We start from the raw sequence: 22,005 nt of genomic DNA on the forward strand, positions 1-22,005 counted from the left end.
ATCGGGTGCGGCGGTGAGCCGATCCAGCAAGGTATTTCCGGATACGGCGGCGGATATCGGGTATGGACCCTGCGCTTGGCCCGCCCCCCGAGATGGCCGAAAAGCGCGACGAGCTGACGCCCATGATGCGTCAGTACCACGACCTCTGTGCGCGCTACGACGACGCCATCGTGCTCTTCCAGGTGGGGGACTTCTACGAGACCTTCTGCGGCGCGGCCGAACGCACCGCTCGCCTGCTCGAGATCGCGCTCACGAGCCGCGAGGACAGCACCGGCGAGTACCCGATGAGCGGCATCCCGATCGACAACGCCTCGTCGTACATCGAGACGCTCCTCGAGGCTGGCTACCGGGTGGCCGTCGCCGACCAGGTCGAAGAGCCCGGCGAGACGCCTGGGGTCGTCGAGCGGGCGGTCACGCGCGTGATCACCCCCGGGACGATCACCGAGGATGAACTGCTCGAGAGCGACGATAACAACTTCGTCGCGGCGCTCGCCCGCTCAACCCGCGAGGCCGCCGGCGGTGAGGACGTCCCCGGGGGAGAGCTCGCCCTGGCCCTCCTCGACGTCTCGACCGGCGACTTCCTCGCGACGAGTTCCACCTCGAGCGAGGCGATCGTCGACGAGGTGGGACGGTTCGATCCCGCCGAGGCTGTCGTCGATCCCGGCGTCTCGACCGATCTCCTCCCCGACGACTGCATGGTGACGCCGTTCGAGGAATCCGCGTTCGACCCTGGGCGGGCCGGCGAACACGTATCGCGGTACTTCGGCGACCCCGACGCGCTGCTCGCGGGCGACGCCGAGGTTCGCGCCTGCGGCGCGCTCCTGGCCTACGCGGAGTACGCCCGCGGCGGTGTCGAGGAGGAGACGGTGGACGCCGAGGGCGAAGACGGAGTCGACGGAGGCGACGGGACCGACGGCGAAGCCGACGGCTCATTAGCGGCGGACGATCCCGCCGGGCGTCCGCGCCTCGAGTACCTCACCCACCTCACCCGGTACGACCCGCGGGAGTTCCTCCAGCTCGACGCGGTCGCCCTCCGGAGCCTCGAGGTGTTCGAACCGCGATCCGTCCACGGTCGGGACGAGGCGACGCTCGTCGGCGTCCTCGACGAGACGGCGAGCGCCCTCGGCGGGCGGAAGCTCAGAGACTGGCTTCGCCGACCGCTGCTCGAGCCGGACCGAATCGAGACCCGCTTCGACGCCGTCGAGGAGCTTACCGGCGACGTCCGAACGCGCGAGGAGGTTCACGACCGTCTGCGGGACGTCTACGACCTCGAGCGGCTCATCGGTCGCATCTCCCGCGAGCGGGCCAACGCCCGCGACCTCCGGTCGCTGCGGGACACCCTCGCGGTCGTCCCCGAGATCCGCGACCGACTCGAGGGGGCCGAGTGCGAGCGGCTCCGGACGCTGCGGGAGCGACTGGATCCGCTCGAGGACGTCCGGGAACTGATCGACGCGTCGATCGTCGAGAACCCGCCGATCGAGATCACCGAGGGCGGGATCATCGCGGAGGGGTACGACGACGACCTCGACCGACTCCGGACGACCGCCCGGGAGGGCAAGCGCTGGATCGACGACCTCGAGGCGAGCGAGCGCGAGCGGACCGGCATCGACTCGCTCAAGGTGGGCTACAACGCCGTCCACGGCTACTACATCGAGGTGACGAACCCGAACCTCGATTCGGTGCCCGAGGACTACCGGCGCCGCCAGACGCTGAAGAACGCGGAGCGGTTCGTCACGCCGGAACTCAAAGAGCGCGAGGACGAGATCGTCCAGGCGGAGGGGCGGGCGGACGACCTCGAGTACGAACTGTTCTGCGACGTCCGGCGACGGGTGGCCGACGAGGTCGAGCGCGTCCAGTCGCTCGCGGAGGCGCTGGCGGCCCTCGACGCCCTCGTCTCGCTCTCGACGGTCGCGGCGGAGAACGACTACTGCCGGCCGGAGATTCTGGAACCCGGCGACGGTGAGAGCGGAGCCGACGGAGACGGCCTCGGCCCGCTCGAGATCGACGTCGAGGGCGGGCGCCACCCCGTCGTCGAGCGGACCCAGGAGTCGTTCGTCCCGAACGACGTCCACCTCTCGAGGGACGAACGGATCGCCATCATCACCGGCCCCAACATGTCCGGGAAGTCGACGTACATGCGCCAGACGGCCCAGATCGTCCTCCTCGCGCAGGTGGGGAGCTTCGTCCCCGCGCGGTCGGCCCGGCTGACCCCGGTCGAACGGATCTTTACCCGCGTGGGCGCGAGCGACGACATCGCCGGCGGGCGTTCGACGTTCATGGTCGAGATGGACGAACTCGCGACGATCCTCCGGGAGGCCGACGAGCGCTCGCTCGTCCTGCTGGACGAGGTGGGCAGGGGCACCTCGACGGCCGACGGCCTCGCCATCGCGCGGGCGATCACCGAGCACCTCCACGACGAGGTCGGCGCGACGACGCTGTTCGCGACCCACCACCACCCCCTGACCGAACTCGCCGAGGACCTCGAGGGGGCGTTTACGCTGCACTTCGAGGTCGAGCAGGTCGACGGCGAGGTGGTGTTCCACCACGAGATCGCCCCCGGCGCTGCGACGGGCTCGTACGGCGTCGAGGTGGCCACCGCCGCCGGCGTTCCCGAGGACGTGGTCGAGCGCGCTCGAGCGATCGTCACCGAGGCGGCCGACGCCGAGACCGATGCGGAGGCTGGGACGGGTGCGGAGGCCGAGACCGACGCCGATGAACGCGAGGATCGTGGCGGTCGACGACGGCTCGGGCCGAACGCGCCGGCGAACCAGGCCGCCATCGACGCGTTCGCCGAGAACGCCACCGCCGACGGCGGGGACGATCCGACGGACGTCGCGGCCGAACTCCGGGCGCTCGATCTGGGCCATCTCACCCCCATCGAGGCCCTGACCGAGCTGGATCGACTGAAGCGGATGCTCGAGGAGTGAGGGCTTCGAGGAACTCGGACCCGCCGTTCTTCAGAATTCAGGGTGACCACCGGCGACGACGATCCGACCGAACCACCGCCGGGCGGGAATGAAAGGGGCCGAGGCGCTCGGCGAGCGAGGCGAAGCAAGCACTGGCACGAACGGAGTGAGTGAAGCGCGCAGCGAGCCGCAGCCGTCGAGCGCCTCGGGGGCTTTCGAGGTGTTAGCCGAAGCGAACCGATCCGAAACGAATCGGTTTCATTCGTCTAGCGTCGGTTCGAGGGAGACGAACTCGAGGCCGTGTTCGCCCAACAACCGTCGGGCCCGATCCGTTACTGACGGCGCCACCAGGACCCCGCGGACGACCTTGTCGGCGTGGAGGTCGCGCTCGAGGGCGTCGACGTACCGCCGGAGTTGGCTCACGGCGTCCGGACCCACGCGGCGGCGCTTGAGTTCCACGACGACCGCCCTCCCCGAGGAGTCCTCCCCGTAGATGTCGACGGCGCCCGCGGGGGTGGCCCGCTCGGTCGACAGCGGCGAGAATCCGGGCTCGAGCAGATCGGGATCGTCGAGGATCCGCCGGCGGAGGTCCTCCTCGGTGCCCTGCACCGAGAGGTCGCTCGAGTCCCACAGCGAGAGGAGCGAGACCTGGAGGATCCGCTCCGGTTCGAAGGTGACGAGCAGTCGCTCCTCGGGCGTCGGCCGCTGGCTGCGCATGCAGAGGGCGCCCGTCCCCTCCTCGAGGAAGACCTCGTGCTCACAGCCGGGGGGCTGCCAGTTGACCGGCTGCTGACCGACGTCGGTGTGGACCAGCGCCGCGCCGTCGGGTTTGAACATGACGTGGCGGTCGCCGGGCTCGAGGCGGCTCGAGGCGCGGCCGTCGTAGGCGACCGTGCAGCGCCCGACGACGGTGACGAGGGCGTCCCGTGCGAATCCCTCCGCGATCGCGTCGCGGGCCACGTCGGGAGCGGGCGACTCGAGCGTGCGGACGCGGCGGTCTCGATCGAGGGCGGTCACTGCGATGCGTGTACCCCGCGGTCGAACAAAAGGGCGACGGAAATTGGAAAAGATTTATGGAATATTGTCCGGGAGAACGCGTACAGAATGTCGAACTCCCACAACCGTCGGCGGTTCATCCAACTGGCCGGCACCGGCGCCGCTGCATCGATCGCTGGATGTTCCGACCTCAACTCGTTCGGGTCCAGCCAGGACGAGGGCAACGGCGAGGACTACGGTAGCAGCGAACGGATCGGCGCCACCGTCACCCCATCCGAGGACGAGATGGAGAAGTTCCAGGAGGAGGCGGAAGAGATGGACCAGTCGGAGCTGATGGAAGAGCAGACGAAGCTCATCGAGGACGCGGCCGAGGACTTCGAAGGGTACGCAGAGGAGAACGACATCTCGATCGAAGAGTCCGAGAAGGAGTACGGGCTCTTCATCGTCGAGGGATCGGCCGAGGCCCTCATCGAGGCGATGCTGGAAGGACCAATCGGCCAGCTGATGACCGGGGACCGGTACGACCAAACCATCCAGCAGTACGAACAGCAACAGCAGATGCAGGAGGCGCAGTCGAGTGGCGAGGAAACCGAGGAGAGTAGCGAGGACGACGCGGACGAGAACGAAAGCGAATAGTAACGGACCTATCGCCGAGCGGCTGGTTTTTAGCCGTCAGTTCGGTCGCGCTCGACGCTGAACGGACTTTCGCGTTCTGTCCAGTCCCACCCCGGCAGGCGCTCCTGGAAACCGGCCGCGAGCGCCGCCTCGAGGTCGTCGACCCCGGCGTTCTCCTCGTCGTCGCCGTGGTGGCGAACGTCCGCGTAGTGGAAGGTCGCCTCACCGAGGGTTCGAAGCGGCTGGGTGCCGGCGATGGTCGCCGCGAGTTCTCGTCCGAGGATCTCGTCGACGACGAACCCCGGATAATCGCCCTCGACGTCGAGGTCCCGGAGTATCGCGACCATCGCGGCCACGTTCACGGCCAGGTCGCCGTCGGCGAAGACGGCGTCGACCTCCTCGCGGTACTGCGCCTCGGTGACGCGTGCGACGTCGGTCTCGAATATCTCGCCGAGGTCGTCGCGCACGTCGTTTACGAGCGGGACGACGGTGTCGGCGCGGTCGGCGACCCAGTCCCGTTCGGCCGCGACTCGAGTCGGTGTCAGGCGCATACCCCGTCTTTCGTGCCGGATCGTCCTCACGTTTGCGAAGGCTTTTATAGGACGCGCGGGATAGGCTCGAGTAAGCGGGTTCTCCCTGGAATCTTCCCGCACGGACCAGGATAACCGACCTGGGAGCGTGCTCGTCACAGCATGGACTCGAACACGATACTTCGGGAGGGGAAACGTTCATGACGCGGATCGCGCGGCCCGACTCGGGTGCCGTCGATCCGCGTCGCTCTCGCCACCGTCCCTCGGCGAGCGTCGAACCGGCCCCCCTCTGCGCTCGGTTGGCGTCGGACCGGACGCCTCCGCGTTCGGCGCCGATCCCGATCCCACCCCGGATCCGACCGGGACCGTGTTCACCAGGCGTGGCGATCGGCGCTTTCGGTCGGCGAGTTCACGCAAGCCACATTCGGCGATTATGAGTACTGTAGAGCAGCAACTCGACGATTTGCAAGCAGAGATCACGAAGGAAATTCCGAGTGACATCTCGGTTTCCTCGGTGAAGTACGAAGGCCCCGAACTGGTGGTCTACACGCGCGATCCGAAGAAGTTCGCCCGACAGGGCGACCTCATCCGGAAGCTCGCGTCCAAGCTTCGAAAGCGGATCACCGTCCGGCCCGACCCGAGCGTCCTCTCCCAGCCCGAGAAGGCCCGCGAGGAGATCATGAAGGTCATCCCCGAGGAGGCGGGCGTGACGGACCTCGACTTCCACGCCGACACCGGTGAGGTCGTCATCGAGGCCCAGAAGCCCGGCATGGTGATCGGCCGCCACGGCTCGACCCTCCGCGAGATCACCCAGAACGTCGGCTGGACGCCCGAGGTCGTGCGCACGCCGCCGATCGAGTCCTCCACCGTCTCGAACGTCCGGAGCTTCCTCAAACAGGAACGCGACGAGCGCCGCGAGATCCTGGAGAAGGTCGGCCGGCAGATCCACCGCGAGGAGATGTCCGACGACGAGTACGTCCGCATCTCCACGCTGGGTTGCTGTCGAGAGGTCGGCCGCGCCTCCTTTATCCTCTCGACGCCCGAGACGCGCATCCTCGTGGACTGCGGCGACAAGCCCGGCGCCGAGGGCGAAGTACCCTACCTCCACGCGCCCGAGGCGTTCGGCGCGGGACCCCAGACCATCGACGCCGTCGTGCTCACCCACGCCCACCTCGACCACTCGGCGTTCATCCCGCTGCTGTTCAAGTACGGCTACGACGGGCCGATCTACTGCACCGAACCTACCCGCGACCTGATGGGGCTGCTCACGCTCGACTACCTCGACGTCGCCGCCAAGGAGGGGCGCACCCCGCCCTACGAGTCCGAGCAGGTCCGCGAGGCGATCAAACACTGCATCCCCCTCGAGTACGGCGACGTCACCGACATCGCACCCGACGTCAAACTCACCTTCCACAACGCGGGCCACATCCTCGGGTCGGCGGTTTCGCACTTCCACATCGGCGACGGCCTCTACAACGTCGCCTTCTCCGGCGACATCCACTACACGGACACCCGCCTGTTCAACGGCGCGACCAACGACTTCCCGCGCGTCGAGACGCTCGTCCTCGAGTCCACCTACGGCGGTCGCAACGACTACCAGACCGACCAGACGGACTCCGAGGAGAAGCTCAAGCGGATCATCCGCGAGACCGCCGAGAAGGGCGGGAAGGTCCTCATCCCCGCCTTCGCGGTCGGCCGCTCCCAGGAGATCATGCTCGTCCTCGAGGAGGCGATGCGCGAGGGCGAGATTCCGCGGATGCCGGTCCACCTCGACGGGATGATCTGGGAGGCGACAGCGATCCACACGACCTACCCCGAGTACCTCCGCGACGACCTCCGCGATCGGATCTTCCACGAGGACGAGAACCCGTTCCTCGCGGAGGAGTTCAACCACATCGACGGCGGCGAGGAGGAGCGTCAGGACGTCGCCGACGGTGAACCCTGCGTCATCCTCTCTACGTCGGGGATGGTCACCGGCGGTCCCATCATGTCCTGGCTCGGCCACATCGGTCCCGACCCGGACTCCACGTTGGTGTTCGTCGGCTACCAGGCCCAGGGAACCCTCGGTCGGCGCATCCAGAGCGGCTGGGACGAGATCCCGACCAGCGACGTCGGCCGAAAGGGCCGAAACGGCGACGGACGCGGCACGCTGAAGCTCAACGTCGACGTCGAGACCGTCGACGGCTTCTCCGGCCACGCCGACCGCGGCGGCCTGATGGACTTCGTCCGGACGATGAACCCCCGCCCCGAGAAGGTCCTCTGCGTCCACGGCGACGAGCGCTCCACTCAGGAGCTCTCGTCCGCCCTCTACCACGAGTTCAACATGCGCACCTTCGCGCCGAAGAACCTCGAGACCTTCCGCTTCCTCTGACGAGGCGCACTCGGTCGAGTTCACCTCTCGATCAGTTCGATCGCGGCGCGTTCACGTCTCCGCCCGGTCAGTCCCGTCGTATCGCGATCCGCGCGGGATCGAATCAGTCCATCGAGCCCCGGGAGGATCCCGTGGGTCCGTTCAGAGGCCGAGCGCCTGCCGGCCCAGCTCGAATCCCCACCGGGGGAGCCGGTAGACGATCGCCCCGGCCAGCGCGAGTTCGAGGCCCGTGATCACCACCGTGAGGAGGTCCGCGTACGAACTGCCGACGGGGACGCCGATCGGCAGGCCGTACTCCTTCGAGTAGAACGGGTAGAAGAGCGCGATGCCGCGTTTGCTCCCCGCGACGTCGAGCGCGTAGTGGGTTAACACCCCGATCCAGACGTACTCGAGGTTGCCGAAGGCGTAGGGGAAGACGACGAACCCCGCGAGCAGCGGCAGGTTGTGCAGCGTCTTCCGGTGTTTGCCGAACGCCGTGTCGACGTCCGGCACCAGCGCCCCCAGCGTGACGGGAACGCCGATCTCGAGGATCGTCGCGAACGTGTCGGCGTCCCCCGCGGGCTCGAGGAGGTACCCGAGCCCGATCCCCAACAGGATCGCGTTCAGCACGTGTCCCTTCTTATTCATCTACCGATTACTGAACAGTCTGGGATCGAATAGCTTTCTGTCGAGACCGGCTCACTCCCCGGACGAAGCGTATGACGCGCGTCAGACACGACAGTCGAAGAGTACGACCGAACCCCCCGACGATTGCCTCCCGCTCACTCGCGTACCCTCCTACGATCGACTCCGCTCGCTTCGGCGTGCACGCTCGCTCCGACGTCCTCGCTCGTCTCCGTTCGACGCCCGTCTGTCCCTCACTCTGACGTCCTCCTTCGTCTCCGTTCGACGCCCGCCTGTCTCACTCCCGCGCGTCGAGTTCCTCGAGCAGGTCCTCGAGGGCGCGATCGACGGTTTTCGTCCGGACGTCGGCCCGGTCGCCGTCGAACTCGTAGCGCTCGGCGGTCGCGTAGGAGGTCTCGCTCCCCCAGGGGCCGGCGTAGGCGACGCCGATGTAGACGGTTCCGACCGGCTTCTCGTCGGAGCCGCCGGTGGGGCCGGCGACGCCCGTCGTGGAGACGCCCCAGGTCACGTCGTTGACGTCCCGGACGCCCCGGGCCATCTCGCGCGCGACGGGATCGGAGACCGCGCCGTGCTCGTCGAGCGCCTCGCGGCTGACCCCCAGGTGGCGCCGCTTGGCGTCGTAGGAGTAAGTCGTCACCCCGGCGTCGAAGTAGTCGCTCGAGCCCGGAATCGCGGTGATCGCCCCACCCACCAGCCCGCCGGTGCACGACTCGGCGACGGCGAGGGTGTCGCCGCGCGCTCGCAGGCGGTCGGCCACCCGCATCGGAAGCTCCCTGTCGATGTCGTCGTTCATACTCGAGCGGAAGACGCGAGCGGTTGTCAAAGCCCGGGTCCGATTTCGATCGCGACGTTCGACCGATCCCCATTGGACGTGCGCGGTCGATCACGAAAGAACGACGGTCCGGCGTCACCCAGGGAGCGACATGGAGTACGAGACGCCCCTGTTCTTTCACCTGATGAGCTACGCCGACCGGGCGGCTCACGACGTCGTCGACATGGTGAGCGGCAACCCCGACTGGGAGCCGCCGGCGGCGCTCCGGGAGGCGCTGCGCGAGTACGCCGACTTCCACCCCGCCGAGTTCCAGTACCCGCCCAGCGACGGCCTCCTCGAGTTGCGCGAGGAGGTCGCCGCCCGACGCGGCGTCGACGTCGACCAGGTCGTGATCACCCACGGCGCGGGCGAGGCGAACTACCTCGCGATGGCGCGGGCGCTCGAGCGCGACGCCGGAACCGAAATCCTGCTCACGGACCCCGTCTACCCCTACTACCCCGGCAAGACGACGATGCTCGGCGGGACGCAGCGTTTCGTCGCGACGGACGAGGCCGGGCAACTCGAGCCGGCAGACGTCCGCGAGGCCGCGAACGAGGAGACGGCCGCCATCGTGGTCAACACGCCGAACAACCCGACGGGGGCCGTCTACCCGGCGGAGACGGTCCGCGAACTCGTCGCGATCGCCGAGGAGCGCGACGCCCTCCTGATCAGCGACGAGGTGTACGACCACTACGACCTCTCGGGGCGCTTCGCGAGCGCGCTCGAGGTCGACTCCGACCACCGGATCGTGACGAACGCGTTCTCGAAGTCGATGGCGATCACGGGGTTCCGGGTCGGTTACGCGATCTTCCCGCCCCAGTTGGTCGAGAACGCCAGGAGTCGCCACATGCTGGTCAACGTCGCCGGGAGCCGCCCCTCGCAGTACGCCGTGTTGCGAGCGCTACGGGAGACCGAGCCCGAGTACTACGAGCGAAATCGCGACCTGCTCGCCGAGCGCGTCGAGACGTTCACGAACGCCCTCGACGCCGCGGGGGCGGACTACACCCGCCCGCAGGGCTCGTTCTACGTCATGGCCCGGTTCGACGGGTTTCCGGGAACGCTCGAGAACGTCGAGCGCCTGATCGACGAGGCCGGCGTCGCGGGGATGCCGGGCGAGGCGTTCGGCGAGTCGAAATCCGACTGGCTCCGGTTCGCGCTCGTCACGCCGCGAGTCGAAGAAGCGGCCGACCGGTTGGCGACGTACTTCGAGTGAGCGACCCGGGCGACGGAGCCGAAGCCGATCGCCTTCGAAATCGAACGCGGAACCGGCCGCCTTCTCGACGGATCGACGAATACTCGTGTGCGCGCGAGGTACCCCGTGACATGAGTGGCCTCGACGTCGAACCGACGGAGGACGAGGCGGCCGAGGGGGACGACGGCGACAACACGATCGAAGTGACGCCGACGGACTCCATCGACGAGGGCGAGGCGGACGCCGGCGATCGACGGGAGACCGTCGACGTCGAACCGTCCGACGAACCCGTCGACGGCCCCGAGTACGTCCTGTACGGGGGGAAAGGCGGCGTCGGAAAGACCACGATGGCGGCCGCGACGGCCCTCGACAGCGCCCGCCGCGGGGTGCGGACGCTCGTGGTCTCGACCGACCCCGCACACTCCCTCTCCGACACCTTCGAGACGGACGTCCCCGCCGAACCCGAACCGATACACGACGAGTACCCCCTCTACGGCGCCGAGATCGACCCCGAGAAGGCGCTCGAGGAGACCGACGCCATCTTCGGCGGCGCCGGGGCCGGCGGCGACGAGGACGCCGACGAGTTCGGCGAGCCCGGCGGGTTCGGCGACTCGAGCGACCGGGACGCGTTCGGCGGCGCGGGCGGCTCGGGCGAGCCCGGCGCCGGCCCGTTCGGGGATTCCGGTGGATCGACCCCGTTCGGCGACGCCGGCGGCTCGGGCCCGCTCGGCGGTCTCGGCGACCTGCTCGGCGGCGAGTCGCCCACCGAGGCCCTCTTCGGCGGCGCGATGCCGGGCGCCGACGAGGCCGCCGCGATGCAGCTCCTGCTCGAGTACCTCGACGATCCGCGGTTCGATCGGGTCGTGGTCGACACCGCGCCGACGGGCCACACCCTCCGCCTGCTCCAGCTTCCCGAACTGATGGACACGATGATGGGGCGGATCCTGCGATTTCGCGAGCGCATCGGCGGGATGTTCGAGGGGATCAAGGGGATGTTCGGCGGCGGGAACGTCCCCGACGACGACCCGGAGGGGATCGACGGCCTCGAGGAGCTGCGCGACCGGATCGAGCGCCTCCGGGCCGCCCTCCGGGATCCGGCGCGGACGGACTTCCGGATCGTCCTCGTCCCCGAGGAGATGAGCGTCTTCGAGTCGAAGCGACTGCGTCAGCAACTGCGGGAGTTCGAGATTCCCGTCGGCACCGTCGTCGTCAACCGCGTCATGGAGCCGCTGTCGGACGTCACCGACGAGGTCGAGGGGGACTTCCTGCAGGCCGACCTCGAGAACTGCGAGTTCTGCCAGCGGCGCTGGGACGTCCAGCAGCAAGCCCTGACGGAGGCCCAGGAGCTCTTTCGCGGGACGGACGTCCGTCGCGTCCCGCTGTTCGCGGCGGAGGTCAGGGGCGAGGAGATGCTCGAGGTCGTCGCGGCCTGCCTCCGGTAATCGGCCGACGTCTCGCGCCGGTGAAACCACCGCCGACCCGCCGTATGGCGGGTAAGACACACGTTCTCGCTCGGTGGGAACGAGAATCCCGGTTGAATACCGCATTCCTCCACTCGTACGGTAGAACGAAATGGGAGCGTCCGATTCACCGCAGCGCGCTCGAGAACGCGACGTCCTGGCCGCCCTCGACGACTCGCGTCCGCGAACCGTCTCGGAGCTGGCCGAGGCGCTCGACTCGCACCCGGTGACCGTCGAGCGCCACTGTCAGGCACTCCACCGGGCAGGTCGCCTTCGACGGTGCACGGGCGGGACGTACGCGCTCGCGCTTCCCGAGCCGGATCCGTCCGGGGGAGTGGCGTCGGACTGACGCCGGCCGAAGCGGAGTCGAACCGCGTACCGAGGGGACGACGGGACGCGTCGATTCTCAGACGAGCTTCCTGAGCAGCCCGTAGACCGCGTCGCGCAGCGTATCAGGGAGAAATCTGGCGTACGTCGAGTACTGTGCGAAGCGACCGACCGGGTACCGGGCGGCCGGCTCGGTGCAGCTGCTCGCCTGCAGGATGACGGCGGCGACGTCCTCGGGGTCGGCCGCCAGCGGCCCGCCGCCCCCGATCAGCTGCATCTCGTCGTAGATCTCGTACAGATTCTCGTAGTCCGGGGTGCGTTCCTCGCTGGGAAGCTCCTCCTCGACGCGCGCGGTGAAGTTCGTCTCCACCGGTCCCGGCTCGATCAACACGACGTCGACGCCGAACTCCTCGACCTCCGCGCGGAGGGCGTCGCTCATCGCCTCGAGGGCGTGTTTCGACCCCGCGTAGGCGCCGGCGCCGGGCATCGAGACGCGCCCGATGACGCTCGAGACGTTGACGATCCGGCCGTAGCCCTGGGCGCGCATGTGGGGCAGCGCGGCCCGCGCGAGGCGGTGGGGTCCGTAGACGTTGACGTCGAACTGCCGGTGGAGGTCGTAGGTGCGGACGTCCTCGAGCGGCCCCATCTGTGCGTAGCCGGCGTTGTTGACCAGGCAGTCGATCGCGCCGCCGATCTCGACCGTGCGCTCGACGGCGTCGGCGACCTGGTCGGGGTCGGTGACGTCCAACTGCAGGGTGTGACAGCCCGCGTCCGCCAAGTCCGCGATGTCGTCGACGGTCCGGGCCGTCGCGACCACCTGCCAGTTCTGCGCGAGGAAGGCTCGCGCGGTCGCGCGTCCGATCCCGGACGAGCAGCCGGTGATCAGGACGCACTTCTTTCGCGTCTGTCGATCCTCGGCGACGCGTTCGTCCGTACCGGTTTCGGTTCCGATTTCGGACCCGGAACGGGAACCGGCCTCGGCGTCGGAGTCGGAACCGTCGTCGCTCCGCTCCGACTCGGTTTCCTCGGTGATGGCCATACCCGACGGATTCGAGAGGCGATACCTAAGTATCGACGGTTTGTCGCGCTCGGTGGAACGTCCCGAGCGTCGAACGGTGGTTCTCTCGTCGCGGGTCGCGACCGGTACCGCTCGAATCCCGCCGCGACGTCACTCGTCTACGGTGCGCTTCGCCTCGTCCGCGTAGGAGTCCGCCAGCCGCGTCGGCTCAGGCAGCTTGTACCCCGCCGACAGGGCGAGCACGACGTCGGCCGCCGTCTCCGCGCCCACCCGGTGGCCGGGGCTGACGTAGAGCGGGTTCACGTACCGACTCGAGGACTCGTACTGTCTCGTCTGGACGGCGTAGCCGATCAGCTCCCCGTCGGGGGCTTCCACCCGCGAATTCGCCTCGATCCCGACGCGCGCCCCCTCGGGGAGGTTCTCGAGGTCCTCCCGGGCGGTCCCGCAGAGGGGGCTCTTGGCGACGCCGACGCTCGGAACGTCGAAGACGACGCCCATGTGGGTCGCGATGCCGGCCTCCCGGAAGTGGATGCGGCCGCTGCCGTCGAACAGCAGGAGGTCCGGTTCGGCCGACAGTCCCTCGAGCGCGTCGACGATCGGCCTGCCCTCGCGGAACGAGAGGAGGCCGGGGATGTAGGGGATCTCGAGTGGCGTCACCGCGTGGGCGCGCTCGATCACCTCGCCGCCGCGCATCGCGACGACGGCGCTGACGGCCTTCTCGGCGTCGGTGAGGAACGCCTGGTCGACGCCGGCGACGATCGGCGGCTCTTCTGTGCTCGAGGCCGCCGAGACCGGATCGCCGAGGCTCGAGGGATCGAACGGCAGGTCGTCCGCGAACGAGGCGAGGTCGGCGATGTCGCGCTGGAGGGTTTCCATCTCCTCGCGAGAGAGCGATGCGTCGGGGACGAGGTCGGGACGAGCGGGCGCAACCATCGTGGTCCGTTGCTACGTGTGGGAGAGTTGTGAAGGCTGTCGAACCGTCGCGGGTTCGAGGCGGGTTCTCGGCGTCCGGAGTTCGGATCAGAACCGTCGTCGGCCGCCGGGTCCGCCCGGACCGCCGGGGCCGCCTCCGCCGCCCCCGAACTCCAGCCGGTTCGGCGCGCTGACGTTCCGGTTGTTCTTGAGGTACTGGCCGTAGGCGAGGCCGATCAGGAGGCCGACCAGGTGGGCGCCGTGGGCGATTCTGGGGGCGCCGCCCGTCGAGAGGGACAGAACGCTGAAGAAGGCGTACCCCGCGGTGATCAGCCAGATCGGGATCGGGAGAATGAAGTAGAGGTACACCTTGAGGTCGGGGTTGAGGATCGTGAGGACGCCCAGGATGGCGAGGCCGGCGCCGCTGGCGCCGACGACGCTCGAGGGAACGCCCTGGGCCAGGGAGATCAACACCTGTCCCAGGCCGGCGAGCGCGCCGCTGACGAGAAAGAGGATCGCGAACTTCCGCGAGCCCACGTACCGTTCGACGAGCGGGCCGAAGAAGAACACGATGAAACTGTTCCCGACGATGTGGCCGAACCCGCCGTGGGCGAAAATCGAGGTAAACCAGGTCCAGACGTACTCGACGTTCCACGAGGAGAGCACGAACAGCGATTGGGCGAGTTGCGGGTCGATCGCCCTGACGGCGAATTGGAGGGCGAACGTCGCCCACATCAACACGAGGAACAGGTACGCCACGTTTCCGCGGAAGTACGCCAGCGGGCCGCCGGGGCCCGTGTCGATCGGCAGCTTCGAGGCCACCTTCGACCGGGCCGACGCGGACCCGCTCGAGTTGACGCTGTCGTCGAAGCCGCTGTCGAAGACCCCCTGCGGGTCGTTCCAGTTGTGGAGGCCCGGGCACTCGTGGTTCTCGGGGAGTCTGTGCTCCGAGCAGAACGTCCCCCCGCAGTGCCGACAGTTGTAGGGCATATTGACGACTTTCCCACACACGTCGCACGTAGCCATTAGCCGGGGGTATGTGGCGAACGGGTATGGGGTTTGGGGTTCGGGCCAACCGGTCGATCGGCGGAAGACGCCGGCGAATCGCCGCCGTATCCCTTCGCTGCCCGACTCGAGTCCTCAAATTCGATCGTGAGAACGGTCTGTGGAAATGAACGTCGACGAGCGACCCGCGATCCGACCGTCGCGGGGCACGAGCCGACCGCTCGCCGGGACCACCATTTTTGCCCCCGCGAGCCCGATACCGTGACATGGAAGCGTACGAGCGCAAGCAGTTGCTCGAGCGCGTCGAGCGCGAGGGGGCGACCGTCGGCGCCGACATCCCGGAGACGATCACCGTCCAGGGGGAAGAGATCGACCTCCGGACGTTCGTCTTCGAGATCAAGCGCCGCGAGACGGTCCCCTCCGGCGAGCGCGACCGCGTCGAGCGGGCGAAGAAGAACCTGCGGCGGGAGCGCCTCCGGCGCCTCCAGCGGATCGAGGAGGGCGACATCACCCGCGAGGAGGGCGAGAACCTCGCCCGGAGCGTCATCGGCATCGACCGGGCGCTGAACGCCCTCCAGAGCCTCGGTCCGACGGACCTCGAGCGCGAGGAGAACGCCCAGCAGGCGGCCGATCGAAAGCGCTGGATGTCCTTCCTGAAGAAAGCCCTCGGGAGCGACGACGCCGGCGCGGCACGGAGGGGGCGCTGATGGCGACGAACGCCGAACTCGCCGCCCGCTTCGAGGAGTTCGCCGACCTGCTCGAGGCCGACGGCGTCGAGTACAAACCCCGCGCGTACCGCCGGGCCGCAGAGAGCATCCGCGCCCACCCGATCCCGATCGCCGACCAGATCGAGGCTGGCAACGAGGAGGCCCTCGAGGAGATCGAGGGCGTCGGCGACGCCATTTCCTCGAAGATCGTCGAGTACGTCGAGACGGGATCGATCGACGAACTCGAGGAACTGCGGGCGGAGCTTCCCGTCGACATGGCAGCGCTGACCCGCATCGAGGGCGTCGGTCCGAAGACCGTGGGCACGCTCTACCGTGAACTCGGCATCGAGGACCTGGACGACCTCGAGGCGGCGGCCGAGGCAGGCGAGATCCGCGAGGTCAAGGGCTTCGGCCCCAAGACGGAGGAGAACATCCGCGGGGGCATCGAGTTCGCCCGCACGGTCGGCCAGCGACAGCTCCTGGGGGAGGCCCGGCCGCTCGCCGACGAGGTCCTCGAGTTCCTCGAGTCGGTCGACGCCGTCTCTCGATGCGAGGTGGCCGGCTCGATCCGCCGCTGGCGCGAGACCATCGGCGACGTCGACGCCCTCGCGGCGACCGACTCGAACGAGGAGGTGATCGAGGCGTTCCTCGCGTGGGACTCCGTCGACGACGAGATCGAGTCCGGGCCGGAGAAGGCGAGCGTCCGCGTCGGCGAGGTGCGCGTCGACCTCCGCGTCGTCGTCCCGGAGGAGTACGGCTCCGCGCTGCAGTACTTCACGGGCAGCAAGGATCACAACGTGAGCCTGCGCAACTACGCGATCGACCGCGGGATGAAGCTCAACGAGTACGGCGCCTTCGACGTCTCCGAGGTCGACGATCACGAGGCGGGTCAACGGGTCGGCGAGCGGGTCGCGGGGGAGACCGAGGAGGGGATGTACGAGGCGCTCGGCCTCGAGTGGATCCCGCCCGAACTGCGCGAGAACCGCGGCGAGATCGAGGCCGCCGCGAACGGCGAGCTTCCGGACCTGATCACGCGCGACGACGTTCGCGGCGACCTGCACACCCACACCGAGTGGTCCGACGGGAACAACACCATCGACGAGATGGTCGCGGCCGCCGAGGGGCACGGCTACGACTACTACGCGATCGCCGACCACGCAGAGGGGCCGGGGATCGTCGAGGGACTGTCGGACACCGAGATCCTCGAGCAGGTCGAGGGGATCCGCGAGGTGGACGCCGCCGCGGACCTCGAGGTCCTGGCCGGCATCGAGGCCAACATCGACGCCGAGGGCGAGATCGGTCTCGGCGAGGAGGTGGTCGAGGCCCTGGACCTGATCGTCGCTTCCCCCCACACCGCCCTCGACCAGGACTCGGAGACGGCGACCGAGCGGCTGATCCGGGCGATCGAGAACCCCGCCGTCGACGTCGTCGGCCACCCGAGCGGCCGCCTGCTCAACCAGCGGGAAGGGCTCGACATCGACGCCCGGGCCCTCGGTCGCGCGGCCGCAGAGCACGGCACCGCCCTCGAGGTCAACGCCAACCCCCACCGGCTCGACCTCTGGGGCAGCGCCGTCCAGGTCGCCGTCGAAGAAGGCGCCACCATCGCGATCAATACGGACGCACACCGCCCCGCGAGCCTCGAGTACGTCCGCTGGGGCGTCCACACCGCCCGCCGCGGCTGGGCCGAGCCCGCTGACGTGCTCAACGCGTGGGACCTCGAGGACCTTCGGGCGTTCCTGCACTGAGCCGGCCCTTCGACTCGCAGGGCGCTCACACCCACTCACCCACCACCCACTCCGGCACGATGGATTTCCTGGTCGACCTCATGTGCGGCGGCGTGGTCTCGTACCTCCGGATGTGCGGCTAGACGCCGCCTACGCCGGCGATCGCAGCCTCGAGGAAGACGACGGGGTGCTCGCGGCCGCCCGCGCCGAGGGCCGGACGGTCGTCACGCGGGACGTCGCCCTCTCGAACCGCGCCGAGGAGTCGATCCTGCTCGAGTCGCGCGACGTCGAGCGCCAGCTCGCCGAACTCGCCGACGCCGGCCTCGTGCTAACCCTCGCCGACGAACCCACGCGCTGCGGGCGTTGTAACGGCGCGCTCGAGCGCGTTCACCGGTCCGAACCGACGCCCGAGTACGCGCCGGAGCCGGGGCAGACGCCTCTCTGGCGGTGTACCGCCTGCGGGCAGTTCTTCTGGAAGGGGAGCCACTGGGATCGGGTCGAGCGGACGCTCTCGAGGATCGGGTCCGCTTCGGAGAACGGCGACGCGTCGACGTCCGAGTAGCCCCCCAGCCCAGGTTAGTACACCGAAACGTCGTCGAACCGCCCGTCGTAGGCGATGTGCGAGGGGTGGGTCGGCTCCATCCCGGACAGGAACAGGCGGTCGATCTTCTCCCAGGTGTTCTCGTACACGAGGTGTGCGAGTTCGGTCGTCGAGGTCCGTAGCCGGCGGAGGCCGCTCTCGTAGACCACGCGTCGGCCGACGCCCGCGTTGAATGCCTCGACGAGGTCGTCTTCGGTTTCGATCCCCAGATCGGCGTCGAAGGCCGTGTAGGAGACGCCCACGGACGGTCGGAGGTGGGCGTACGAGGAGGTGAAGGGGGGAATCGAGAGTTCGTCCGCGATCGCTCGAGCGCGCCGGTTGCCGCCCGGGAGCCGCTTCGGGTTGAAGATCTCGACGGCGTCGATGACGTCGCGGTAGGCGGCGACGTCCGCGTGCCTGAGGCTGACGGTGGCTAACCCGGGGTGGGGAACGAGCACCGCCGCGCCCTGGCGCTCGAATTCGCTCATCGCCGCCTCGAGCGTGATGAAGTCGGGCACCGGTTCCTCGAGACCGATCGCGAGGACGTGCTTTCGATCGTGCCACGAGCCGGTGAACACCTCGCGGGCGGGGACGACCAGCAGGTCGTCGTCGGAGTAGCGGGCCGCGCGCTCGCGGATCTCCGGGAGGCGAGTGAAGTGGGGGGCGTAGACGACGGCGTCGAGGCCAGCCCGCTTGGCCCGCGCGAGGACGCGGTCGTCGAGGATCTTCACGTGGCAGTCGACGCGAAACTCCGTGTCGGGTCCGGATCCGGCGCTCACGAATACACGTATCGAGAGTGGAGAGTTATGAATTCTGATTTGGCGGCCAGCCGACGACACCCTTGATGGCGTCGACGATCGGCTCGACCGGTTCGTCCGGGCCGACGGCGACGAACAGCCCCTCCTCGCCGATGTAGACGCGCAGGATCTTCATGAAGTCCATCGACGTCGCGATGTACTCGACGCGCTCCGCGCCCGGAAAGAGCGTGTTCCGAAAGAGCTGGATCTGCATGAAGTCCATGTGGACGTGCCCGTGGATCAACTCGAAGTGTTCCACCATCGCCTCCCGGTCCTCGTACATCGCGACGGCCTCGTCGGAGACGAAGATCGGGCGGAAAGATTCCGTGTCGTACTCGCAAAAGGAGTACAGCGGCCCGGAGACGGTCTCCTCGACCGCGCGGAGGACGCCCTCGGCGTCGAACGACGAAAGCGTCGAACGGTTGGTCAACGGCATGCGAGGGAGGAGAACGCCGAGCGCCGAAGGTCTGTCGGCTCGCGAGTGCGACCGGCACCGACCGGAGCGGACAACCGATCGGAGCGGACAGTCGGCCGACACGTCGCTACGAAAAGACCTTTAGGACCGCGGCGAGAGTCACACTGACGAATGCCCTGGGAATGCGGAATCGACGGCTGCGGTGCGGTGTTCGACGACGTCGAGTCGGCCGTCGTCCACCAAGCGACCGAACACGAGCGCCTCGAGTGCAAGGTCTGCGGGTCGATCGTCCCCGACGGCTACCTCGCGATCCGTCACGCGTTCACCGAACACAGCCGCGCCGAGTACGTCCGCGCCTACGGCGCCAACTCGGAGGACGTGCGCCAGCGCGAGGAGTTGCTCGAGGAGATCGAGGAGGTCGCGGACCTGCAGTCGATCGCCGCCGAACTGAAGCGGTGAGTACTCGGCGGTTCGTCCCGCGACGGGATTCCGAACGCGGGTGACCGTCGGACGATCGACATCGGGAATCAGAACGCGAGCGGCCGTCGCACGGTCGACGTTCGGGAGAACGATCCGGCCCGTGCCCGTTACTTGCCCCAGAACGGATCGCGCTTGCGGTGTTTCTCGAGGTACATGTTCAGCGCCTCGAGTTCGTCGGCCGGAATCTCGCTCGCCAGTTCCTGCTCTAAGATCTTCGCGTGCTTCTCGGGCAGTTCGGCCCAGAGGACGTCTCCTTCCTCGATCTGGCGGCCGACCGTGGGCCCGTCGATGGCCACCGAGACGCGGTCGCCCGCGCGGGCCTCGTCGACGTCCTCGCCCTGCTCCTGGATGCCCTTGACCTGCCCGACGCGCTCGGGCTCGTTGCCCTCCCACTTCACGACGTTCGTGTTGTTCTTGAGCGTTCCCGAGTAGACCTCGACGCCCACGACGGCGGGGTCGTTTTGCCGGAAGGTGTGGTCCATGAGGATTCGGAACCGCGCGGGGCGGACGATGTTGTCCAGAATGGTCGACTGCTGGGCGCGCTCGATCTCCGCGACGTGCTCGGTGTACCCCTCGACGAGCTGGTAGATGACCTCGTCGGTGAACACCTCGACGTCCTCGATCTCCGCCCGGCGCTCGGCGTCGGAGAGGACGTCGACGTTGAACCCGAGGATCGCCCGCTGCTTCGGATCGTCCGCCGTCGAGGCGACCGAGACGTCCCGCGGAGCGACGTCACCAACTTCGGCGCGGACGATCGGGACCTCGGCCTCCTCGAGGGCGTCGGCCATCGCCTCGAGGCTGCCGAGCGTGTCGGCCTTGACGACCACGCCCTCCTCCCGGGTGTCGACGGCGATGTCGGCGAGTTCGGCCCGCACCTCCTCGATGACCTCGTCGACGTCGCGGTCGCGGACGACGCGGACCGGCGCGCCGGCCATGGCGTCGTCGAGGTCCGGCGCGGCGACCTTGATCCCGGCCGCGGCGCCGACTTCGTCGACTTTTTCGAAGCGACTCTCGGTTCGGATTTCGGCGAGCGGTCGGGGCTGGAGTAGCGCGCGCACGTCGGTTACGATGGGTTCGTTCTTCGCGCCGACGACGACCTCGTCGTCCGTCCGGATCGTCCCGTCGTAGAGGACCGTGTCGATGGTCGTCCCGAAGCCCTTCTCGTCTTTGACCTCGAGGACGGTGCCGACGCCGGGGCCGGAGACGTCGATCTCCATCTGCTCTTTCATGTAGCGCTGGGAGAGCCCCATCATCACCGCGAGCAGGTCGGGGACCCCCTCGCCGGTCATCGCGGAGACGGGGACGACGCCGACGTTGCGCTGGAAGTTCTGGACGCGCCAGTAGAGGTCCGCCGAGAAGCCCTCGTCCGATAGCTGGCCGATGATCTCGTAGAGGGCGGTATCGAGGTCCGAGCGGACGCGGTCCGACTGGGCCTCGTACGTCTGGTTGATCGGGGCGTCCTCGTTCGGGTTCCAGCCGGGAACGGTGTCGATCTTGTTCGCGGCGACGATGAAGGGCGTCTGGGAGCGTCTGAGGATGTCGAGCGCCTCGACGGTCTGGGGCTGGAAGCCGTCGTTGACGTCGACGACGAGGATGGCGATGTCCGCGAGCGCGCCCCCGCGCGATCGCAGCGTCGTGAACGAGTGGTGGCCGGGCGTGTCGATGAACAACAACCCTGGCAGGTCGAAGTCGTCGGGATCGACGAGTTCGCCCGCGATCTGGCTCACCACGTCCAGCGGAACGGCCGTCGCACCGATGTGCTGGGTGATGGCGCCTGCTTCGCCCTCGATGACCGCCGAGCCGCGGATCTTATCGAGGAGACTTGTCTTTCCGTGATCGACGTGTCCGAGGACGGCGACGATCGGGGTCCTGAGAGATGTGGGGTCGCGCGTATCCGTATTCGACATGGTGAACCACCCGAGAAGGTCTTAGCTAAATCGTCCGTAGGGCGATAGTTAAACCCATCGTCACGGCCGTCGGACCGGGCCCGCTCGCGGCCCCGAACGCGACAGCTCGATGACCGGTTCGCCCGCGCGACGTGCTCGACGGTCAGATCGCCAGGTCCGAGAGGAGCCACAGGAAGATTCCCACCGTCGCGAGCGCACCCAGGGCGACGAACAGGGCGTTCTCGAGCGAGGGATCGCCTGCTTCGATCACCGTCGACGTCGGCTCGAGGTTCAGTCCGTCATCGGATTCGTCGTCGTCGTCGCCGTCGCCGTGGTCGGCGCCGTCGTCGGAACTCGCGCGGTCAGATCCGGATCCGCCGGAGAGGTCGATCGGAGATGGGCTGCGATCGTCGAACTCGTCGCGTTCGTCGGACTCGCCGAACGCGTCGCGCTCGTCGGAACCCGACGGCCGTCCGCCGTCTCTCCCGGGGAACTCGTCGGAGTCGTTTCCGGCCGCGTCTCCTGCCATACCTGTCATTACCGCTCCCGAATCAAAAATCCGCGGTCCGGGCTCGACGAACCGACCCGTACGCGCTGTTTGCGGCGGAATGGGTTCGCAGGCCGGGTCGTCCGCCCGTCGTTCGGATCC

At 68.4% G+C, this 22,005-nt stretch carries 20 protein-coding genes and 1 pseudogene; 10 read left to right on the forward strand and 11 right to left on the reverse strand.

The window, feature by feature from the left end:
• Positions 1 to 62: 62 nt before the first annotated feature.
• On the forward strand, positions 63 to 2,927 hold the full coding sequence (gene mutS, locus RJT68_RS06540; RefSeq protein ID WP_407039566.1) for a DNA mismatch repair protein MutS: 2,865 nt from the start codon (positions 63 to 65) through the stop codon (positions 2,925 to 2,927).
• Positions 2,928 to 3,164: 237 nt separating this feature from the next.
• Here the strand turns inward: mutS and nucS are convergent, their stop codons facing one another.
• Positions 3,165 to 3,923 carry an endonuclease NucS gene (gene nucS / locus RJT68_RS06545; RefSeq protein WP_407039567.1) on the reverse strand — a complete coding sequence of 253 codons (759 nt, stop codon included), beginning with the start codon at positions 3,921 to 3,923 and terminating at the stop codon, positions 3,165 to 3,167.
• Positions 3,924 to 4,010: 87 nt separating this feature from the next.
• Between nucS and RJT68_RS06550 the strand changes: the two genes are divergently transcribed.
• A complete protein-coding gene (locus RJT68_RS06550; protein ID WP_407039568.1) occupies positions 4,011 to 4,538 on the forward strand; it encodes a hypothetical protein in 528 nt (175 codons plus the stop codon).
• A 29-nt stretch (positions 4,539 to 4,567) separates the two neighbouring features.
• Here the strand turns inward: RJT68_RS06550 and RJT68_RS06555 are convergent, their stop codons facing one another.
• Positions 4,568 to 5,068, reverse strand: a complete 501-nt coding sequence (locus RJT68_RS06555; RefSeq protein ID WP_407039569.1) for a hypothetical protein — start codon at positions 5,066 to 5,068, stop codon at positions 4,568 to 4,570.
• Positions 5,069 to 5,480: 412 nt separating this feature from the next.
• On the opposite strand from RJT68_RS06555, the gene RJT68_RS06560 reads away from it, so the two are divergent.
• Complete coding sequence (locus tag RJT68_RS06560; RefSeq protein WP_407039570.1) at positions 5,481 to 7,418, forward strand: beta-CASP ribonuclease aCPSF1; 1,938 nt, start codon at positions 5,481 to 5,483, stop codon at positions 7,416 to 7,418.
• Positions 7,419 to 7,559: 141 nt separating this feature from the next.
• Here the strand turns inward: RJT68_RS06560 and RJT68_RS06565 are convergent, their stop codons facing one another.
• Positions 7,560 to 8,045: a metal-dependent hydrolase gene (locus RJT68_RS06565; protein WP_407039571.1), complete on the reverse strand. Its 486-nt coding sequence runs from the start codon at positions 8,043 to 8,045 to the stop codon at positions 7,560 to 7,562.
• A 274-nt stretch (positions 8,046 to 8,319) separates the two neighbouring features.
• Positions 8,320 to 8,835 (reverse strand): CinA family protein, encoded by a 516-nt coding sequence (locus tag RJT68_RS06570; protein WP_407039572.1) that lies wholly within the window; start codon positions 8,833 to 8,835, stop codon positions 8,320 to 8,322.
• Between the two features lie 130 nt (positions 8,836 to 8,965).
• Here RJT68_RS06570 and RJT68_RS06575 point away from each other — a divergent pair, with 130 nt between their 5' ends.
• The 3 genes from RJT68_RS06575 to RJT68_RS06585 all read left to right on the forward strand — a co-directional run bounded on the left by RJT68_RS06575 (position 8,966) and on the right by RJT68_RS06585 (position 11,854).
• Positions 8,966 to 10,066, forward strand: a complete 1,101-nt coding sequence (locus RJT68_RS06575) for a pyridoxal phosphate-dependent aminotransferase (RefSeq protein WP_407039573.1) — start codon at positions 8,966 to 8,968, stop codon at positions 10,064 to 10,066.
• 110 nt (positions 10,067 to 10,176) lie between these two features.
• Positions 10,177 to 11,487 carry an ArsA family ATPase gene (locus RJT68_RS06580; protein ID WP_407039574.1) on the forward strand — a complete coding sequence of 437 codons (1,311 nt, stop codon included), beginning with the start codon at positions 10,177 to 10,179 and terminating at the stop codon, positions 11,485 to 11,487.
• A gap of 130 nt (positions 11,488 to 11,617) precedes the next feature.
• The gene (locus RJT68_RS06585) at positions 11,618 to 11,854 is read left to right on the forward strand and encodes a helix-turn-helix domain-containing protein (RefSeq protein WP_407039575.1); all 237 of its coding nucleotides are present in this window, start codon (positions 11,618 to 11,620) and stop codon (positions 11,852 to 11,854) included.
• A gap of 57 nt (positions 11,855 to 11,911) precedes the next feature.
• Here RJT68_RS06585 and RJT68_RS06590 read toward each other — a convergent pair whose 3' ends face one another.
• From RJT68_RS06590 to RJT68_RS06600, 3 genes are all read right to left on the reverse strand, one after another.
• Positions 11,912 to 12,871: an SDR family oxidoreductase gene (locus RJT68_RS06590; protein ID WP_407039576.1), complete on the reverse strand. Its 960-nt coding sequence runs from the start codon at positions 12,869 to 12,871 to the stop codon at positions 11,912 to 11,914.
• A 129-nt stretch (positions 12,872 to 13,000) separates the two neighbouring features.
• Positions 13,001 to 13,783: an endonuclease V gene (locus tag RJT68_RS06595; protein ID WP_407039577.1), complete on the reverse strand. Its 783-nt coding sequence runs from the start codon at positions 13,781 to 13,783 to the stop codon at positions 13,001 to 13,003.
• Between the two features lie 87 nt (positions 13,784 to 13,870).
• On the reverse strand, positions 13,871 to 14,788 hold the full coding sequence (locus tag RJT68_RS06600) for a rhomboid family intramembrane serine protease (RefSeq protein ID WP_407039578.1): 918 nt from the start codon (positions 14,786 to 14,788) through the stop codon (positions 13,871 to 13,873).
• A gap of 245 nt (positions 14,789 to 15,033) precedes the next feature.
• Between RJT68_RS06600 and RJT68_RS06605 the strand changes: the two genes are divergently transcribed.
• From RJT68_RS06605 to RJT68_RS06615, 3 genes and pseudogenes are all read left to right on the forward strand, one after another.
• Entirely contained in the window at positions 15,034 to 15,474 is a 441-nt protein-coding gene (locus RJT68_RS06605) for a DUF5788 family protein (RefSeq protein ID WP_407039579.1), read from the forward strand.
• Positions 15,474 to 17,219, forward strand: coding sequence for a DNA polymerase/3'-5' exonuclease PolX (polX, locus tag RJT68_RS06610; protein WP_407039580.1), 1,746 nt, complete (start codon positions 15,474 to 15,476; stop codon positions 17,217 to 17,219). The genes RJT68_RS06605 and polX overlap by 1 nt, the downstream gene beginning before the upstream one ends.
• Before the next feature lie 59 nt (positions 17,220 to 17,278).
• Positions 17,279 to 17,760 (forward strand): annotated as a pseudogene (locus RJT68_RS06615) (Mut7-C RNAse domain-containing protein).
• 14 nt (positions 17,761 to 17,774) lie between these two features.
• Here RJT68_RS06615 and RJT68_RS06620 read toward each other — a convergent pair.
• Together RJT68_RS06620 and RJT68_RS06625 are read right to left on the reverse strand one after the other, a co-directional pair.
• Positions 17,775 to 18,557, reverse strand: coding sequence for a PHP-associated domain-containing protein (locus RJT68_RS06620; protein ID WP_407039581.1), 783 nt, complete (start codon positions 18,555 to 18,557; stop codon positions 17,775 to 17,777).
• A gap of 25 nt (positions 18,558 to 18,582) precedes the next feature.
• Positions 18,583 to 19,011 (reverse strand): hypothetical protein, encoded by a 429-nt coding sequence (locus RJT68_RS06625; RefSeq protein ID WP_407039582.1) that lies wholly within the window; start codon positions 19,009 to 19,011, stop codon positions 18,583 to 18,585.
• Between the two features lie 150 nt (positions 19,012 to 19,161).
• Here RJT68_RS06625 and RJT68_RS06630 point away from each other — a divergent pair, with 150 nt between their 5' ends.
• Positions 19,162 to 19,449, forward strand: coding sequence for a DUF7565 family protein (locus RJT68_RS06630; protein ID WP_407039583.1), 288 nt, complete (start codon positions 19,162 to 19,164; stop codon positions 19,447 to 19,449).
• A 128-nt stretch (positions 19,450 to 19,577) separates the two neighbouring features.
• Here RJT68_RS06630 and infB read toward each other — a convergent pair whose 3' ends face one another.
• The gene (gene infB / locus RJT68_RS06635) at positions 19,578 to 21,377 is read right to left on the reverse strand and encodes a translation initiation factor IF-2 (protein WP_407039584.1); all 1,800 of its coding nucleotides are present in this window, start codon (positions 21,375 to 21,377) and stop codon (positions 19,578 to 19,580) included.
• A gap of 142 nt (positions 21,378 to 21,519) precedes the next feature.
• Entirely contained in the window at positions 21,520 to 21,885 is a 366-nt protein-coding gene (locus RJT68_RS06640; RefSeq protein WP_407039585.1) for a DUF7312 domain-containing protein, read from the reverse strand.
• Positions 21,886 to 22,005: the final 120 nt, after the last annotated feature.

The sequence above is a fragment of the Halovalidus salilacus genome, from assembly GCF_031852275.1.
GTDB classification, from domain to species: Archaea; Halobacteriota; Halobacteria; order Halobacteriales; family Natrialbaceae; genus Halovalidus; species Halovalidus salilacus.

Coding starts and splice junctions, on each gene's coding strand:
- mutS (WP_407039566.1), top strand. CDS start 63: ATGGACCCTGCGCTTGGCCCGCCCCCCGAGATGGCCGAAAAGCGCGAC.
- RJT68_RS06550 (WP_407039568.1), top strand. CDS start 4,011: ATGTCGAACTCCCACAACCGTCGGCGGTTCATCCAACTGGCCGGCACC.
- RJT68_RS06555 (WP_407039569.1), bottom strand. CDS start 5,068: ATGCGCCTGACACCGACTCGAGTCGCGGCCGAACGGGACTGGGTCGCC.
- RJT68_RS06560 (WP_407039570.1), top strand. CDS start 5,481: ATGAGTACTGTAGAGCAGCAACTCGACGATTTGCAAGCAGAGATCACG.
- RJT68_RS06565 (WP_407039571.1), bottom strand. CDS start 8,045: ATGAATAAGAAGGGACACGTGCTGAACGCGATCCTGTTGGGGATCGGG.
- RJT68_RS06570 (WP_407039572.1), bottom strand. CDS start 8,835: ATGAACGACGACATCGACAGGGAGCTTCCGATGCGGGTGGCCGACCGC.
- RJT68_RS06575 (WP_407039573.1), top strand. CDS start 8,966: ATGGAGTACGAGACGCCCCTGTTCTTTCACCTGATGAGCTACGCCGAC.
- RJT68_RS06580 (WP_407039574.1), top strand. CDS start 10,177: ATGAGTGGCCTCGACGTCGAACCGACGGAGGACGAGGCGGCCGAGGGG.
- RJT68_RS06585 (WP_407039575.1), top strand. CDS start 11,618: ATGGGAGCGTCCGATTCACCGCAGCGCGCTCGAGAACGCGACGTCCTG.
- RJT68_RS06590 (WP_407039576.1), bottom strand. CDS start 12,871: ATGGCCATCACCGAGGAAACCGAGTCGGAGCGGAGCGACGACGGTTCC.
- RJT68_RS06595 (WP_407039577.1), bottom strand. CDS start 13,783: ATGGTTGCGCCCGCTCGTCCCGACCTCGTCCCCGACGCATCGCTCTCT.
- RJT68_RS06600 (WP_407039578.1), bottom strand. CDS start 14,788: ATGGCTACGTGCGACGTGTGTGGGAAAGTCGTCAATATGCCCTACAAC.
- RJT68_RS06605 (WP_407039579.1), top strand. CDS start 15,034: ATGGAAGCGTACGAGCGCAAGCAGTTGCTCGAGCGCGTCGAGCGCGAG.
- polX (WP_407039580.1), top strand. CDS start 15,474: ATGGCGACGAACGCCGAACTCGCCGCCCGCTTCGAGGAGTTCGCCGAC.
- RJT68_RS06625 (WP_407039582.1), bottom strand. CDS start 19,011: ATGCCGTTGACCAACCGTTCGACGCTTTCGTCGTTCGACGCCGAGGGC.
- RJT68_RS06630 (WP_407039583.1), top strand. CDS start 19,162: ATGCCCTGGGAATGCGGAATCGACGGCTGCGGTGCGGTGTTCGACGAC.
- infB (WP_407039584.1), bottom strand. CDS start 21,377: ATGTCGAATACGGATACGCGCGACCCCACATCTCTCAGGACCCCGATC.
- RJT68_RS06640 (WP_407039585.1), bottom strand. CDS start 21,885: ATGGCAGGAGACGCGGCCGGAAACGACTCCGACGAGTTCCCCGGGAGA.